The following is a 14,996-nucleotide window of genomic DNA, read 5'->3' on the forward strand; positions in this document are numbered from 1 at the left end:
CCTTCTGTGGTGGATTGGTTTAGGGGATGTCCAGCGCTGCGCGGCGCTGCGGCGGCGGGCCGACGACGGTCAGGTCCATCTCAGCCTGGGCGCGCCCGAAGCCCTCCATGTCCATGTAGGGCTCGCCGCCCTCGGTGTACATGTAGTCCTCGGTAGGTTCGTTGAAGTACTCGAAGAAGCCGTTGAACACCGACGGGGTCAGGAAGCCCACCATCTGGGTGTTGTGGGCATCGAGCGCGAACGAGTGGATGGTCCCGGCGGGGGCGTGCACGAAGTCGCCCTTGGTCAGGAGCATCTCGCGGCCGTTGGCGTAGAGCCACATCCGGCCCTCGGTGCAGAGGAAGTTCTCCGTGTGCTGGGAGTGGAAGTGCAGCGGGATGTAGGGGGTTTTGGCGCCTTTGGTGTGCACGGCGAAGTAGTTGGAACCGGTGTTGGCAGGCCGGGACAGGTAGGTGAACATGGTCTGGTAGCTGACCAGGCGCTCACCCTCGCCGGCACTGAGGAAGTAGGGGCTCTGCGTGGGCGGCAGCCCGGCGTCGTGCTTGAACGACGGCGCCACACGCTCAACGTCAGGGAACGTGATGCCAAACTCGGCGCCCACCTCTGCCTGCTCCTGCAGGCTGGCCTTGTGACCGGGGCGCACCGGCGGGACGTGCGAATCGATGGGTGTGCCCACCCGCTCGTAGTAGGCCTCGCCGCCGCCGGGCGTCATCCAGTTCAGGAAGCGGGTGTAGTGGCTGGCCATCCGGTACGCGTGCGGCGTGTTGGGCGGAATGACCACGGAGTCGCCGGGGGTGAGGATGCGGCTCTCGCCCGGCAGCCAGACATGCAGGATCCCGTCGAAAACGTAGAGCGTCTTGTGCTCCACTTTGTGGCTGACGAACGGCGACTCAGCGCCCATGCCGCCGGAGATGTAGGCAGCGCTGAAGATGCCCCCGGTGTCGGCGGCGCGGGCGATGACCGTGACCAGCTGGCCGTTGATCTCGTAGCGTGCGCCTTCGCCCGACGCCATGTAATACGGGACCGCCTCGCCGGGCAGCGCGTTGGCCACCGGGAGCTGCTTGTTCATTTCCTCAACGCTGAGGGACATGGTTTCCTTCTTTCCAGTCGGCCGGCCCTTGCCGGAGCGTGACCTACATCATGGCTGTCCCACGCCCCGGCCACGAGCCCTGATTCCATTAGTTGAAATCAGAACGTGGCTGGCCATCGTCCCCCTGCTACCCCTCACATTCCTTGCAGTACTTCTTGCCGTCCTTCTCACGGGCCAACTGGCTGCGGTGATGCACCAGGAAGCAGGACATGCACGTGAATTCGTCTGCCTGCACCGGGACCACCTGGATGAGGAGTTCCTCGTTGGAGAGGTCGGCGCCGGGCAGCTCGAAGCTGTCCGCGAGGTCCGTTTCGTCCATGTCGGGAGCGGCCTCCCGGCGGCCGGACTTGTCGGACTTCAGCTCCTCCAAGGCGACGTTCGGCTCTTCCTCGGGAGTCACCCGCGGAGCGTCGTAGTCAACTGACATGTGGTGTGTTCTCCTGTCCAGCTGCTGATGTCCAGATTGTTCTGGACAGATCGACAACGCCGGATGGGCGCAACTAATTCCCTGCCCGTGCGCAAAGTGAAGACCTCTTAGTTGTTGGCTGTGTTGCTGCCGTCACTAAGAGGTCTTCACTTGTTCACAACGGAATCAACGTTGTGGCCCGTACAGCTAGTACGCGATCATCTCAGGGGGCGATGACCTGTCACCTCTGCTTTTCGGGCTAACCAGCGAGGCCGCGGGCAGCTGTGCTTGGGGACATGGCCGCGGCCGTGAGGACAGACGTTTCCTGCTCGCTCTGCTGCACCTCGTCGAGCTCCTTGAGGGTGTACTTTTTGGTTTCCTTAGCGGTGAGGGCTGAGATTCCTGCCAGGACCATGAACCCGAGAGCGACCATGGATGGTCCGACCCAATCTTTCAGGTCGGGGCCAGCGAGTGCTGTCGAGAGAACGGGGCCGATGACGCCCGAGATGGCGAAGCCGATCTGGGTGCCAAGGGCGAGCCCGGAGACGCGCAGCCGGCCGGGGAACATCTCCGCGAAGAACGACGGCCAGGACGCGTTCACCATTGAGTAGAAGAGGGAGTAGTTGATGATGCCAAACAGGAAGATCAGCGACCAGTTGCCGGTGGTGATCGACCACAGGTAGGGCACCATAGTGACGCCTACGCCGCCCGTTGCAATAAGGAACATCGTTTTGCGGCCGATCTTGTCCACAAGGAATCCCGCCAGGGGCGTGATTCCGAGGGCGATCACGGCCGAGACTGTGGTCGTCAGGAGCATGGTTGGCTTATCCAGCTTGTACCCGGCGGTCCCGAAGGCTACCGAGAAGGTCTGCATCATGTAGCTGGTGCCCGCGATGAGGGCACAGAATACGATCCGCAGCACTGCACGCCAGTGGAAGCGCAGAAGATGCCGGAGAGGGGCAACGTTCGCTTTGGCGGCCTGGGCCTTTACGAACTCGGGCGGCTCCTGGACGTGGCGGCGGATCAGGTAAGCAGCGACCACCACGAGGGCGGAGGCCCAGAACGGCAGCCGCCAGCCCCAGCTCAGCAACTGATCCGAGGGCATAGCGGCGATCGGGATGAAGACCAGCAGGGTGAGCAGCGTGCCTGAGGAGGAACCCAAGGTGGTGAAGCTCGCGAGGAACCCGCGCCGGCCCTCGGAGGCATGCTCCAGGCTCATGGTGATGGCACTGGGCTGCTCGCCGGAAAGGCACAGTCCCTGGATGACGCGGATCAGCACGAGCAAGATCGGAGCAAGAGGACCGATCTGGGCGTAGGTGGGCAGGCACCCGATCAGGAAGGTGCAGCCGCCGATGCCGAACAGTGTGATCATCATGACGAACTTGCGGCCGCGGCGATCGCCCAGCGGCCCCAGGATGAGGGAGCCGAGCGGGCGTACCGCGTAGCCGACCGCGAAGGTGATCATGGCGAGCAGCACGCTGAGGCCCTGGGGCAGCTCGGGTGAAAAGAAGAGCACGTTCAGAACCAACGCCGACGAGGTGCCATACACCGCGAAGTCGTAGTACTCCAACGTCGTACCGATCCAGGCCGCGATTGCGGCCCTGACCGGGGTCTTCCTGGGAAGTGTGGTTTCTGTCATTTCGTCTCCGTGAATGATGGTGAACACCGGTTGCCGCTATACCTGGGCTCTCGGAAAGAGATCTTGAGTGGAATATCCGGCTGGTCCTGCTGTGAGCTCTCTCGCAAGCCGTGTTTACGGCTTTGCGGACCGGCCCCAGACATCAAGTTAACGTTTGCGGTGTGGGTCACACAAAGTCCTCTTTTATGTACCTACATAGCGATTTGTTATGGCTTAAAGCCGAAGAACCGGAGACCCGGGACGGTCATTGCGTATGGGCCGCACGCAAGCCGACGCCCCTGGTCATTTTGCGGATTTCGTCGGACTTCAGGCCGCTTGCCCCGGCAAGTTGGTAGTCGTCCAGGAGCCGGGATTTCCTGGCCAGGGCCAGTACCTGCGTTCGTTGTTGTTCCGCATCACTCCGGGCGCCTTCGGCTGCCGCCAGCTCCGAAGCCAATCCCGCGATGAGGTGAAGATGACCGCTTCGGGTTTGGCCGGAGGGGTACAGCCCGCCGCGTGCCAGCGTGGCAGACCGGATACTGGCGGCAGGCTGGCCGGCGGCCTTCGCGACGGCGGAAATCTTCACGCCGTCGCACACGGCCTGGGCAAGGCAATCACCCAGCTCGGCGGTGAGGGCACGTACCCTGCTGGACCGAAGTGCGAGGGTCGTCCGCAGCTGGGCCAGCATGGCCAGGGCTTGTTGGGCGCGGGCCGTGGCGGGGTCTGGCTTCGGGACGCCCCGGTACCGGTACGCTGCTACGCCGGCCCCGCCTGTCCCGGTGCCGGCTGTTCGCGGAGGTATCCGTTCCTGAATCTGTCTGCCGGGCACCTCTGCTCCTTGTCTTAGTTGGTGTTTCCATGCCCGCGTGGCTTCCTGCCAGCAGGCGTACCTCTCCCGCGGTTCGGGACGCTGGCATGGAAGGCGTCGCGGCGGCGCTTGGCCTTCAGTAGGCCCGTTATCCACCCTGCAGGTTACGCCGCCGGCAATCCGGTAAGGCAATACCGAAAGTGCGTGGAGCAATAGGCGAAAGTTTTGGCTGCTCCGTCATAAGGGCTGCTTATCTGTCCACGCACTTTAGGTCTTATCCAAGAGGGCGGCTCCTTCCCTAGGCTCGATTGAACAACCCTCATCCGCACCGGAAGCCTGGAAGAGACCATGCCTGAATTCGTGCCCGCATCACGCGTAACCCGTATCAAATCCTCACCCAGCGTTGCCGCGGCGGCCCGTGTCCGGGAGCTCAAGGCCGAGGGCCGCCGGATCCTGGACCTGACGGTCGGCGAGCCGGATTTCGACACGCCCCAGCACATCAAGGACGCTGCCATCGCAGCCATCGGCCGTGGTGAAACCAAGTACACATCGGTCACCGGGACGCCCGAACTGCAAAAGGCCATCCTGCAGACGCTGCATCGCAAAACCGGCCAGCAGTACGCGCCGGGCGAGATCACCATCGGAGGGGGCGGGAAGCAGGTCATCTTCACCGCGTTCATGGCCACACTCGATGCAGGCGACGAGGTTGTCATTCCCGCACCGTACTGGGTCTCCTACCCGGACATGGTGCTCGCCAACGAAGGCACCCCCGTCATCGTTTCCTGTGGTGAGGACGCCGGTTTCAAACTCACCCCTGAGGCGCTGGCAGGGGCACTGACGGAGCGCGCCAAGTGGGTTATTCTCAATACGCCCTCCAACCCCACAGGGGCGGTGTACTCCCGCGAAGAACTGGCAGGCCTGGCCGCCGTCCTCAAGGAGCATCCTGCCGTCTACGTCCTCACTGATGAGATCTACGACGAGATCCACTTCGGCGAAGAGCCCATCACCAGTCTGGTGGCCGTTGCCCCTGAGCTTAAGGACCGTGTGCTGGTCACCAACGGGGTCTCCAAGGCCTACGCGATGACCGGATGGCGGCTGGGTTACGCCGGAGGGCCGGCGCCCCTGGTGGCTGCCATCAACAAGCTGCAGTCCCAGATGTCCTCCTGCCCGTCCTCCATCAGCCAGGCCGCCGCCGCCGAGGCACTCGGCGGAGACCAGGCATTCGTCCGCGACAGCGTGGAGGTGTACCGCGAACGGCGTGATGCGGCAGTCGCCGGGCTGAACGCGGTCAAGGGCCTGGAGTGCGCGACGCCGGATGGCGCCTTTTACGCGTACGTCAACTGCGCCGGGGTCATCGGCAAGACGACGCCAGATGGCAGGAAGATCACCAACGACGAGGATTTCACGCTGTACCTGCTGGAGGCGGCCTCTGTTGCCGTCATCCAGGGGTCGGCGTACGGGCTGAGCCCCTACTTCCGGATTTCCTATGCCACCGGGCTGCCGGTGATCGAGGAATCCATCGCTGCCATCGAAAAGGCCGTCACGGCTCTTGCCTGACCCAACCATTACTTTGCCCACGCTTTCTAAATAACAGGAGCACCTCATGATCCACGTCAAGACAAAATTCGACCGGCCTTCAGAAGACGCCGTTCAGCGGCTTTCCAAGTTCTCCTCCGCCACGGTGCACGAAGCGCAGGGCCGCAAAGGCGCCCTGAGCTCGAAAATAAAGCCGATCGACCGCAGCATGTCCTTCTGCGGCCCCGCCGTCACCGTGGTCTGTGCGCCGCGGGACAATCTGATGCTTCAGGTGGCCATCCATTACGCCCGGAAGGGCGACGTTGTGCTGGTGGCAGCCGGTGAGTACGACGAAGCCGGGACGTTTGGCGACGTGCTGGGCAACGCCATGAAGGCGAAGGGCCTGGCCGGTATGGTCACGGATTCCGGTGTCCGCGACACCAAGGACCTTATTGAACTCGGACTGCCGGTGTTCTCCGGCAGTATCTGCATCAAGGGGACCGTCAAGGAAACCATTGGCCCCATCAACCATCCCCTGGTCTTCGGCGACGAGATTGTCTACCCGGGCGATGTCCTGCTGGGTGATGCCGACGGCGTGGTGGTGGTCCGCAAGGATGAGATCGAGGAAGTCATTAAGCTGTCGCAGGCACGCGTGGACGCTGAGGACGACCTCATCCGCCGCTACAAGGAAGGCGGCACCACCATCGAGTTGTGCAAGCTGACCGATGTGCTGAAGGCTAAGGGGCTGCTGGTGGAGGACGCCGAACTGGAGCCCGCCCTGTAGCCCCACACCCCATCGATTGCTGAGTAATTGCCGTTTTGAGCCCTCATAACGGCAGATACTCAGCAATCGATGGGGTTAAACGACAGAGGCCCGGGGTTCCTTTCGGAACTCCGGGCCTTGCCTGTTGCCGCTTTGAAGCCGATGCGCCGATCAGTTCATGCCGGGCAGCAGGTGGGTAGGCGGTCCTACCTGGGCGTCATCCAGGTACCACATGGTGGAGCCGCGTTTTCCGGGCGGCATCATGCTTCCCTCGAACACGAAGACCGGTTCCGTGGCGGGCGCGTCCTCCGGACGCCAGAAGCCGTTGGTGGGGCAGTGGGAACCGGTGCCGGCTTTGAGCTGGATCCTTCTTTCAGCTGATTTCCGGTACTGCACGCTGGTGATCTTTTTCATGGCTGGGCTCCAGGGAATTTAAATGCCAGGGTTGCGCCTTTGGCGAACCTTTATGACTTTTATCCTAGGACCTGCTGAATTACCTGAATAAGACTAAAGCAGAGTGACCTGATAAGGCGCGCTTATGATGCCGCGAGTGGCGTGGCGGGGGGCGCGGAATATTTACTCCGGAGTATTTCCTGCAGCATTTCCTTGAGTACCAGCAGGACGGCAGACGCGGCTTCGGACAAGGGCTCGTGGTCAGGGGTGCAGAGTGCGATCCTGCACTGCATCGCGGGTTCGACGATCCGCAGCACCCGGAAGTCCTCCTCGTGGAACAGTGCGTCCGCAGCCGACTTGGGCAGGATAGTGGCTCCGAGGTCCGTGCGGAGCAGCCGGGTGAGGGAGGGGACTGATTCCACCTCGCCCACCAGCTTCAACTTCAGGCCACTGCTGTCGATGCCCGCCTGAACCACCTGCCGCAGCGTGTGGATCTGTTCCGGCAGGAAGAGCCCGACGTCAGCCACCTCGTCCAGGGTGATCGTGTCAGCGTCCGCCGCTACCGGGAGCTCCCGCCGGGAGTTCACGATCAGGTACAGGTCCTCGACGATGAGGGTGGTGAACTGCACCCCGCGAATTGGCCCCGGCTCGTAGATGAGTGCCATGTCCAGCCGCCCGTTCTTGATGGCCTCACTGAGCACGCCGCCGTAAATCTCGGTCAAGTGCAGCACGATGTCGGGGTAGCGCCGCCCCACCTCACTGATAATCCGCGGGGTCAAGCTGGACGCCATGCTGTAGGGGGCGATTGCTATGGAGACGCGGCCGGAAGGCGCCGCCCCTGAAGCTGCCACATCGATCCTGGCCTGGTCCACGAGCCGCAGGATGGTCTGCGCGTGCCGGTACAGGGTATGGCCGGCCGCCGTGGGCTCCACGCCCTGCTTGCTGCGGATCAGGAGCCGCTGCTTCAGCTCCGTTTCCAGGGCCGACACCTGCTGGCTCAGCGCCGGCTGGGCCACGTGGAGGGCGGCGGCCGCCTTCGTGATGCTTCCTGAGTCGACGATCTTCACGAAGTACGCCAGTTTCCGGGTGTCCATAGCGCTCCTCTTTTCCAGCCGGGGACGGCTCAGCATGCGGGGTCATACGTTGGCGCTATGGCGGGACAGGCATTACGTCTTTGTGTGATCCGAGTCTCGGGCATAGGTTAATTGCAGATGACTTTCCAATGACCAGAACATTCTATCCCCGCCCCGGCCATCACCGGTTTTGATGATGGCATATGTTTTGCGCATAAGCAGGGAAATAGTTTATTGGAAGCACCATTCTTATAGTCACGAAATAAGGACCCTGTACATTTTTTGCGCCGTCAATAGCGCCGGCCAAGGTCATAACTGTTCCCTATAGCGTGATACCGCATTCGTCTTTGTGTGGCTCCTATCCCGCTGCCACACTGATTTACACCCGCAGTACCAGCAGAGGAAGGCCCGTAATGCCCACAGTCGATCTCGTAGCGGATCTTGGTGAAGGTTTTGGCGCCTACTCGATCGGTGACGACAAAGCCCTGCTGGAAATCGTGTCCAGCGCCAATATCGCCTGCGGCTTCCATGCCGGGGACCCTGACATTATGGACGCCACCGTGGCTGAATGTGTCAGGACGGGAGTCGGCATTGGTGCGCATCCGAGCTTCCCGGATCTCCGCGGCTTCGGCCGCCGGGCGATGGACCTCACAGCTGACGAAGTCCGCACCGACGTCATCTACCAGCTGGGAGCCCTGTCGGCGTTTACGGCCTACCACGGCGCTTCCGTCTCCCATCTGGCACCGCACGGCCGCCTGGGCAACCTCGTGGCCACCCGGGCGGACTATGCCGGAGCCGTAGCTGATGCCGCCGCCCGGGTGGACCCGAAGCTGATCATCCTGGCGCAGGACGGTGAACTCGCCACTGCTGCGGTAGAGCGCGGCCTGCGGGTGGCCATCGTTGGCATCGCGGACCGCGCCTACCAGGATGACGGCACACTGGTGCCGCGCAGCGAGCCGGGCGCCGTGATCCACAGCCCCTCCGTCATCGTCCAGCGCACCGTTCGGATGGTCACTGAAGGCCTCATCGAGACTGCCTCCGGCAGGGACATCGCCATCCAGGCAGACACGGTGCTGCTCCACGGCGACAACCCGGGCGCCGTCGAACTTGCCCGCCTGATCCGCAGCGAACTGATCGCCGCAGGCGTCACCATCGCCCCGCTGGCAGAGGTCCTTTCGGCAAAGCAAAAGGTTTCCTGACCATGTCCGCCACAACGACGACCAGCCAGACAACGCTGGACATCTACGAGTCCGGCGACGCCGCCCTGCGCGTGGTGGCACGGTCCGGTGACGCAGAAACCAACTGGGCCACCGTCCATTCCCTGGCAGGCTGGCTGGCAGCCGCCGGCGTCGACGGCATCCACGGCGCCGTTCCCACCTACGACTCCGTCCTGGTGGAATTCGACCCCTACCTCACCTCCGCCCGCCAGGTCCGGGCCTTCGTGCTCCTGGGCATGCGGCAGCTGGACTTCACCGGCACCGCCCTGCGGGAGCCGCGCCGCTTCGAAGTCCCCGTGGTGTACGGCGGCAGCTACGGGCCAGACCTGGACCGCGTGGCGGATCACCAAGGCCTGGACGTTGAGGACGTCATCGCCCGGCACACGGCCAAGACCTACGTCATCCGCTGCCTCGGAGCGCCGGCAGGATCTCCCATGATGGACGGACCTGACTTCCCGGTCCCCGTCCCCCGGCTCAAGGACCCGCGGCTGTCCGTGCCCGCCGGTGCCGTATCCGTCGCCGGACGCCAAGCGGTGATCGCGCCCGCAGTCGCACCAGGAGGCTGGTGCGTCATCGGCCAGACCCCCCTGACGGTCCTGGACGCAGCACGCGAACCCCTGGTGCCCTACGTCCCCGGCGATGAACTGCGCTTCTACCGCATTCCCGCCGAGGACTTCGGAAACTACCAGGGGCAGTTCCTGGAGGCACGGCCATGACCGGGTCACTTGTCATCCTGCAGCCCGGCCACTCCGTAGTCACCGACCTCGGCCGGACGAAGGGCCCTGCATTCGGACTTCCCGTCAACGGGGCCCTGGACCAGTTTTCGGCCAAGGCCGCCAACATCCTGGCCGGCAACGGGGACAATGATCCGCTGCTGGAACTCACCGCCCTGGACTTCAGGATGCGCGCCACCACGGACCTGCTGATCGCCGTGACCGGCACGCCCCTGGACCTCACGGTGGGCGGCCGCGACTGCCCCCAGTGGGAGCCCGTCTCCGTCCGGGCCGGCGAAACAGTGACGGTCCGCGGAATCCGCACCGGCCTCCGAGCCTACATCGCCGTCCACGGATCCTTCACCGTCCCCACGCTGCTGGGCAGTTGCGCACCGGACACGGTGGTGGGCTTCGGACTGAAACTCGTCGAGGGCACCCGGCTCGCAACGCAAAAGACCACCGCACCCATCACGCAGCCACACTTCGGCCTGCCCCTGTTCAGGCTGGGACTGGCAAAGCCGGAATTCACCACCCACCCGGTCATCGACGTCACCGACGGGCCGGACGTGGCCGAATTCGGCGACACCGCAGACCTGCTTTTCACCACGGAATACACCGTGAGCCCCCGAAGCAACCACATCGGACTCCGGCTCGGCGGCGCACTGCCCGAACGCCAGCTCACCTCCGAGGTCCTCTCCCGCGGTGTCCCGGTGGGGGCCATCGAGGTTCCGTCCCGGGACGAACTGCTGGTCCTGCACCGGGGACGCGGCGTCACGGCGGGCTATCCGGTCCTGGGAGTGGTCACAAGCCGCTCCCTGGACGTCCTGGCGCAGTCCAGGCCTGGACACACCGTCACCTTCAGAAAGACATCCGTGGCTGAAGCAACAGCCATGCACCGCACAGCCTGCCTGGAACTGGACAAACTCCGGAACACCATGACCACAGTCTTCGGACTCCTCGGGATCGGCGCCGGCCAGCGCTGGTACGAACTCAGCCCGGCGTCAGGAGCCTGAACATCGTGAATGCCCTTCCCGCCGCCCAGGACCGCACCCACAAACCGCTACGCAATCCCTAACCCCCTGCCAACCGGGGACACCTGCGCCCGGCCCCGCGCCGGACGCAGGAGCCCGTCACTTCCCACTTTCTGGAGTACCAAATGCCTTTTTCCGACTACACCACAGCCCTCGTCACCGGAGCCTCCACCGGCATGGGCGCAGCCATCGCCGAACGGCTGGCCAAGCGCGGCCTGACCGTCCACGCGGTGGCCCGCAACGAGGAACGCCTCGCTGAACTGGCGGACCGCACGGGAGCAGTCCCGCACGTGGTGGACCTGACCGACACGGCCGCGCTCACCGCCGTCGTCCGCGACCTCAAGGTGGACGTCCTGGTGAACTGTGCCGGCGTGTCCCGGCCCGGCAACATCCTGGACTCCTCCGAGCAGGACATCGACGAACTGGTGGACGTGAACCTCCGCGGGCTGCTGCAGCTCACCCGGCTGGTGCTGCCCGGCATGGTGGAGCGGGACCGGGGCCACGTGGTGAACATCAGCTCGATCGCCGGCCTGTACAACTTCTATGGCCACACCGTGTACCACGCAACCAAGGCCGCGGTGCACCAGATCTCCCGCCAGCTCCGCAACGACACCGTGGGCAAGCGCATCCGCGTCACCGAAATCTGCCCCGGCCGGGTGGAAACCGAAATCTTCGGCCGCAACCTGGGTGGCAGCCCCGAGGCCATGGAAGAAGCCTGGAATACGTACTACGAGGGCTACGAATCGCTCACTACCGATGACATTGTCAACGCCCTTGATTACGCCATTGAGACGCCGCGGCACGTGAATGTTGGCATGCTTGAACTCATGCCCACCTTCCAGGTCCCGGGCGGCCTGACCTTCGACCGCCGCGAGCCCACCGCCTGACGTCCGCCCGCACTTCAACCACCACCAACCGATAGGTCCCCACCCATGCAGCATGTGCACACCGTCAGCTTTCCCGATTCCCGGCTCCTGGCCGACCTGTCGCCGCTTCCCGGCAGCCTGCGCGGGGTGGTGTGGGACATGAAGGAGGCCCCCGGTGGGGACCTGGGCAGCATCGACGGCGTCATCCTGCCCTACCTCAACGCCGGGGAAGTGCTGGGTTCCCTGGGCAAGGTCCCGGACCTCAAGTTCGTGCAGACGCAGTCAACAGGGTACGACGGCGTCTGCGAGGCCGCCGGTCCGGGCGCCGCAGTGGCAAACGCCTCGGGCGTCCATGCAGCTGCCACCGCGGAGCTGGCCGTTGGCCTCATCCTCGCCAAGCTGCGCGGCATCGACCAGGCCGTCAAGGACCAGCAGGTTGAAAGCTGGAAGCCGCAGCGCCGCCAGTCCCTGGCCGACCGCAAGGTGCTGCTGCTGGGCATCGGCGGGATCGGCAAGGAACTGGCCCGCCGCCTGGAACCCTTCGAGGTGACCATCACCCGGGTGGGAAGCACGGCCCGCACGGACGCGGGCGGGCAGGTCCACGGCCCGGATGAACTGGTGGCCCTCGCCGCGGACCACGACATCCTGGTCTCCGTCCTGCCCCTGATCGACAACACCCACCACCTGGTGGGCCGGGACGTCCTGGCCGCCCTGCCCGACGGAGCCCTGGTGGTGAACGTGGGCCGCGGCGCCGTCATCAGCACCGAGGCCCTGACCCGCGAAGTGGTCTCCGGCCGCCTCCAGTGCGCCATCGACGTTGTCGACCCCGAGCCGCTTCCCGCCGGCCACCCGCTGTGGTCCGCCGAGAACGCCCTCATCACCCCGCACGTGGGCGGCAACGCCTCGGCCTTTGAGCCCCGGATCCTTAAACTCCTGAAGCAGCAGCTCGAGGCGCTGGCCGCCGGCCGAACCCCGGCCAACCTGGTGCAGGAAGGACCCTTCGCATGAGCGCGTTGTTTGATCTCACGGGGCGCGTAGCCCTGGTAACCGGTTCAAGCAGGGGCATCGGTTCTGCCCTTGCCAAGGCGCTGGCCGACGCCGGCGCAACAGTAGTGTTGAACGGCGTCAACCCGGAGCGGCTCAAGGACGCCGAGGCGGCCATGGCGGCAGACTTCCCGCCCGGCCGGATCCACAGCGTGGCCTTCGACGTCACCGACGACGCCGCCGCCGCCCGCAGCATTCGCTGGATCGAAGACAACGTAGGCCCGCTGGAAATCCTGGTGAACAATGCCGGCATCCAGCACCGCGTCCCCATGCTGGATCTCGATGTGGCGGACTGGGAACGCGTCCTCTCCACGGACCTCACCAGCGCCTTCCTGGTGGGCCGCGAGGCCGCCCGGCACATGATCACCCGGGGCCGGGGCAAGATCATCAACATCTGTTCTGTCCAGACCGACCTGGCCCGGCCCACCATCGCCCCGTACATCGCGGCCAAGGGTGGACTGCGGAACCTCACCCGCGCCATGACCGCCGAATGGGCGGCCTCCGGGCTGCAGATCAACGCCGTGGCACCTGGCTACATCCACACCGAAATGACCCAGAACCTGGTGGACGACGAGGAGTTCAACTCGTGGATCCTCGGCCGGACACCGGCCCACCGCTGGGGCACCGTGGAGGACCTGGCCGGTCCGGTGGTTTGGCTGGCCTCGGACGGCTCCAACTTTGTGAACGGACAGACCATCTTCATTGATGGCGGAATGACGGTGGTGGTCTGATGGCAACGCCCCTTGATGTCGCATTGCCCGCCACCGGCCCGGCGCTGGTGGCGCACGCCGCCGGCGACCTGCGGATCGACGAGGTCCCGCTGCCCCGGCCCGCAGCCGACGAAGCAGTGGTCGAGGTCCTCTACGGCGGCATCTGCGGTTCCGACCTGCACTACTGGCTGCACGGCGCGGCCGGGGAGTCCATTCTCAAGGCGCCGCTGGTCCTGGGCCACGAGATCTCCGGCACGGTGGTGCGCCAAGCGGCGGATGGCTCCGGGCCGCAGGCCGGGACCGCCGTCGCCGTCCACCCCGCAACGCCCGGTCCAGGCGCCGCGCGCTATCCGGCGGACCGGCCCAACCTGTCACCTGGCTGCACCTACCTTGGCAGCGCCGCCCGCTACCCGCACAAGGATGGCGCCTTCAGCCGCTACGTCACGCTGCCCGTCCGGATGCTCCGCCCGCTGCCGGACAGCATCGACCTGCGCACAGCGGCACTGATCGAACCCGCGTCCGTCGCCTGGCATGCCGTGTCCAGGGCCGGGGATGTCCGTGGGAAGACCGCGCTGGTCATCGGCTCCGGCCCCATCGGTGCCCTCGCCGTCGCCGTCCTCAAACGCGCCGGCGCAGCGCATATCACCGCCGTCGACCTTCATCCCAAGCCGCTGGAAATCGCCACGGCCGTGGGCGCGGACCACGTCATCAACGCGGCGGACACCGAAGCCATCGCCGCCGTGGAGGCCGACGTCGTGATCGAATCCTCCGGCAACCACCACGGGCTGGCCTCGGCCATCCGCGGCGCGGTGCGTGGCGGCACCGTGGTGATGGTGGGGCTGCTGCCCACCGGCATGCAGCCGGTGCCCATCTCGCTGGCCATCACCCGCGAACTGCAACTGCTCGGCTCGTTCCGCTTCAACGACGAGATCGATGGCGTGATCGCGGCCCTCGCCGACGGGTCCCTGCACATCGAGCCCGTCGTCACGCACGAATTCCCGCTGGCCGACGCCCTCCACGCCTTCGAGGTAGCCAAGGACTCCACCAGCTCCGGCAAGGTGCTCCTCTCCTTCGGCGACGCGGGGCAGGCCCGATGAGCGGGCACCTGCCACCGCTGGTGGTCATGGGAGTCTCGGGCTGCGGGAAGTCCACCGTCGGCGCCCTCCTGGGCCGCCGGCTGGGCAAGCCGTTCCTCGACGGCGACGACTTCCACCCCGCCGCCAACAAGGAAAAGATGGGCGCCGGGATTCCGCTGACCGACAGCGACCGCGAACCATGGCTCGCCGTCCTGGGCGGCCTGCTGGCGGGGCGGGACGGCTTGCCTGGAGCGGCGCCCGGGTTGTCTGAAGGAACGGCCGACGGCGGGCCAACAGTGCCGCCGATCGTCGCCTGCTCCGCGCTCAAGCGCCGGTACCGCGACCTGCTGCGCAGTTACGCGCCGGACCTGGTGTTCGTCCACCTCGCCGGCAGCGCGGAAACCATCGGCGCGCGGATGGATGCCCGGGCCCACGAATTCATGCCGCGCACGCTGCTGGAGTCCCAGTTCGCCGCGCTGGAGGAGTTGGCAGCGGACGAGGCCCACGTTCTCGGCGACATTACCCAGCCCCTCGATGTCCTTGTGGAAGCGGTGGCCCGGCACCTCGAGGCAGGCGCTCCCTGGGCCCCGGCTGCCCCCGGGTCTGTCCCGGAGGCTGTCCACTCGGCCTGAGGACTTCTCCTGGCTCAGGTGGTAGGTAGACTGGTCTACCT

16 protein-coding genes are annotated in these 14,996 nt (G+C 65.3%); 10 read left to right on the forward strand and 6 right to left on the reverse strand.

Going from position 1 to position 14,996, the window contains the following annotated elements; all coding sequences use genetic code 11:
- Positions 1 to 19: 19 nt before the first annotated feature.
- The 4 genes from LDO22_RS15715 to LDO22_RS15730 all read right to left on the reverse strand — a co-directional run bounded on the left by LDO22_RS15715 (position 20) and on the right by LDO22_RS15730 (position 3,943).
- Entirely contained in the window at positions 20 to 1,090 is a 1,071-nt protein-coding gene (locus LDO22_RS15715; protein ID WP_224024433.1) for a quercetin 2,3-dioxygenase, read from the reverse strand.
- A 127-nt stretch (positions 1,091 to 1,217) separates the two neighbouring features.
- On the reverse strand, positions 1,218 to 1,517 hold the full coding sequence (locus LDO22_RS15720) for a DUF4193 domain-containing protein (RefSeq protein ID WP_018772148.1): 300 nt from the start codon (positions 1,515 to 1,517) through the stop codon (positions 1,218 to 1,220).
- Between the two features lie 238 nt (positions 1,518 to 1,755).
- Positions 1,756 to 3,135, reverse strand: a complete 1,380-nt coding sequence (locus LDO22_RS15725; RefSeq protein WP_159633976.1) for an MFS transporter — start codon at positions 3,133 to 3,135, stop codon at positions 1,756 to 1,758.
- 244 nt (positions 3,136 to 3,379) lie between these two features.
- Entirely contained in the window at positions 3,380 to 3,943 is a 564-nt protein-coding gene (locus LDO22_RS15730) for a hypothetical protein (RefSeq protein ID WP_224024435.1), read from the reverse strand.
- Between the two features lie 327 nt (positions 3,944 to 4,270).
- On the opposite strand from LDO22_RS15730, the gene LDO22_RS15735 reads away from it, so the two are divergent.
- Positions 4,271 to 5,479: an aspartate transaminase gene (locus tag LDO22_RS15735; RefSeq protein ID WP_224024437.1), complete on the forward strand. Its 1,209-nt coding sequence runs from the start codon at positions 4,271 to 4,273 to the stop codon at positions 5,477 to 5,479.
- A gap of 46 nt (positions 5,480 to 5,525) precedes the next feature.
- The gene (locus LDO22_RS15740) at positions 5,526 to 6,221 is read left to right on the forward strand and encodes a 4-carboxy-4-hydroxy-2-oxoadipate aldolase/oxaloacetate decarboxylase (RefSeq protein ID WP_224024439.1); all 696 of its coding nucleotides are present in this window, start codon (positions 5,526 to 5,528) and stop codon (positions 6,219 to 6,221) included.
- Positions 6,222 to 6,371: 150 nt separating this feature from the next.
- Here the strand turns inward: LDO22_RS15740 and LDO22_RS15745 are convergent, their stop codons facing one another.
- Together LDO22_RS15745 and nac are read right to left on the reverse strand one after the other, a co-directional pair.
- On the reverse strand, positions 6,372 to 6,614 hold the full coding sequence (locus tag LDO22_RS15745) for a hypothetical protein (RefSeq protein WP_159633967.1): 243 nt from the start codon (positions 6,612 to 6,614) through the stop codon (positions 6,372 to 6,374).
- 122 nt (positions 6,615 to 6,736) lie between these two features.
- Complete coding sequence (gene nac / locus LDO22_RS15750; protein ID WP_224024440.1) at positions 6,737 to 7,687, reverse strand: nitrogen assimilation transcriptional regulator NAC; 951 nt, start codon at positions 7,685 to 7,687, stop codon at positions 6,737 to 6,739.
- Between the two features lie 392 nt (positions 7,688 to 8,079).
- On the opposite strand from nac, the gene LDO22_RS15755 reads away from it, so the two are divergent.
- The 8 genes from LDO22_RS15755 (at position 8,080) to LDO22_RS15790 (ending at position 14,955) form a co-directional block, all read left to right on the forward strand.
- Positions 8,080 to 8,865 carry a 5-oxoprolinase subunit PxpA gene (locus LDO22_RS15755; protein ID WP_224024442.1) on the forward strand — a complete coding sequence of 262 codons (786 nt, stop codon included), beginning with the start codon at positions 8,080 to 8,082 and terminating at the stop codon, positions 8,863 to 8,865.
- Positions 8,866 to 8,867: 2 nt separating this feature from the next.
- Positions 8,868 to 9,599, forward strand: coding sequence for a carboxyltransferase domain-containing protein (locus LDO22_RS15760; RefSeq protein WP_224024444.1), 732 nt, complete (start codon positions 8,868 to 8,870; stop codon positions 9,597 to 9,599).
- A complete protein-coding gene (locus LDO22_RS15765; protein ID WP_224024446.1) occupies positions 9,596 to 10,609 on the forward strand; it encodes a biotin-dependent carboxyltransferase family protein in 1,014 nt (337 codons plus the stop codon). The genes LDO22_RS15760 and LDO22_RS15765 overlap by 4 nt, the downstream gene beginning before the upstream one ends.
- Before the next feature lie 143 nt (positions 10,610 to 10,752).
- Complete coding sequence (locus tag LDO22_RS15770; RefSeq protein WP_159633952.1) at positions 10,753 to 11,514, forward strand: SDR family oxidoreductase; 762 nt, start codon at positions 10,753 to 10,755, stop codon at positions 11,512 to 11,514.
- Between the two features lie 45 nt (positions 11,515 to 11,559).
- The gene (locus LDO22_RS15775; RefSeq protein WP_224024448.1) at positions 11,560 to 12,501 is read left to right on the forward strand and encodes a 2-hydroxyacid dehydrogenase; all 942 of its coding nucleotides are present in this window, start codon (positions 11,560 to 11,562) and stop codon (positions 12,499 to 12,501) included.
- Entirely contained in the window at positions 12,498 to 13,268 is a 771-nt protein-coding gene (locus LDO22_RS15780) for an SDR family oxidoreductase (RefSeq protein WP_224024450.1), read from the forward strand. Before LDO22_RS15775 ends, LDO22_RS15780 begins: the two co-directional genes overlap by 4 nt.
- Positions 13,268 to 14,344, forward strand: coding sequence for an L-idonate 5-dehydrogenase (locus tag LDO22_RS15785; RefSeq protein WP_224024452.1), 1,077 nt, complete (start codon positions 13,268 to 13,270; stop codon positions 14,342 to 14,344). Before LDO22_RS15780 ends, LDO22_RS15785 begins: the two co-directional genes overlap by 1 nt.
- Complete coding sequence (locus LDO22_RS15790) at positions 14,341 to 14,955, forward strand: gluconokinase (RefSeq protein ID WP_224024454.1); 615 nt, start codon at positions 14,341 to 14,343, stop codon at positions 14,953 to 14,955. The genes LDO22_RS15785 and LDO22_RS15790 overlap by 4 nt, the downstream gene beginning before the upstream one ends.
- Positions 14,956 to 14,996: the final 41 nt, after the last annotated feature.

The organism is Arthrobacter sp. NicSoilC5, from assembly GCF_019977395.1.
In the GTDB taxonomy this organism is placed as follows: Bacteria; Actinomycetota; Actinomycetes; order Actinomycetales; family Micrococcaceae; genus Arthrobacter.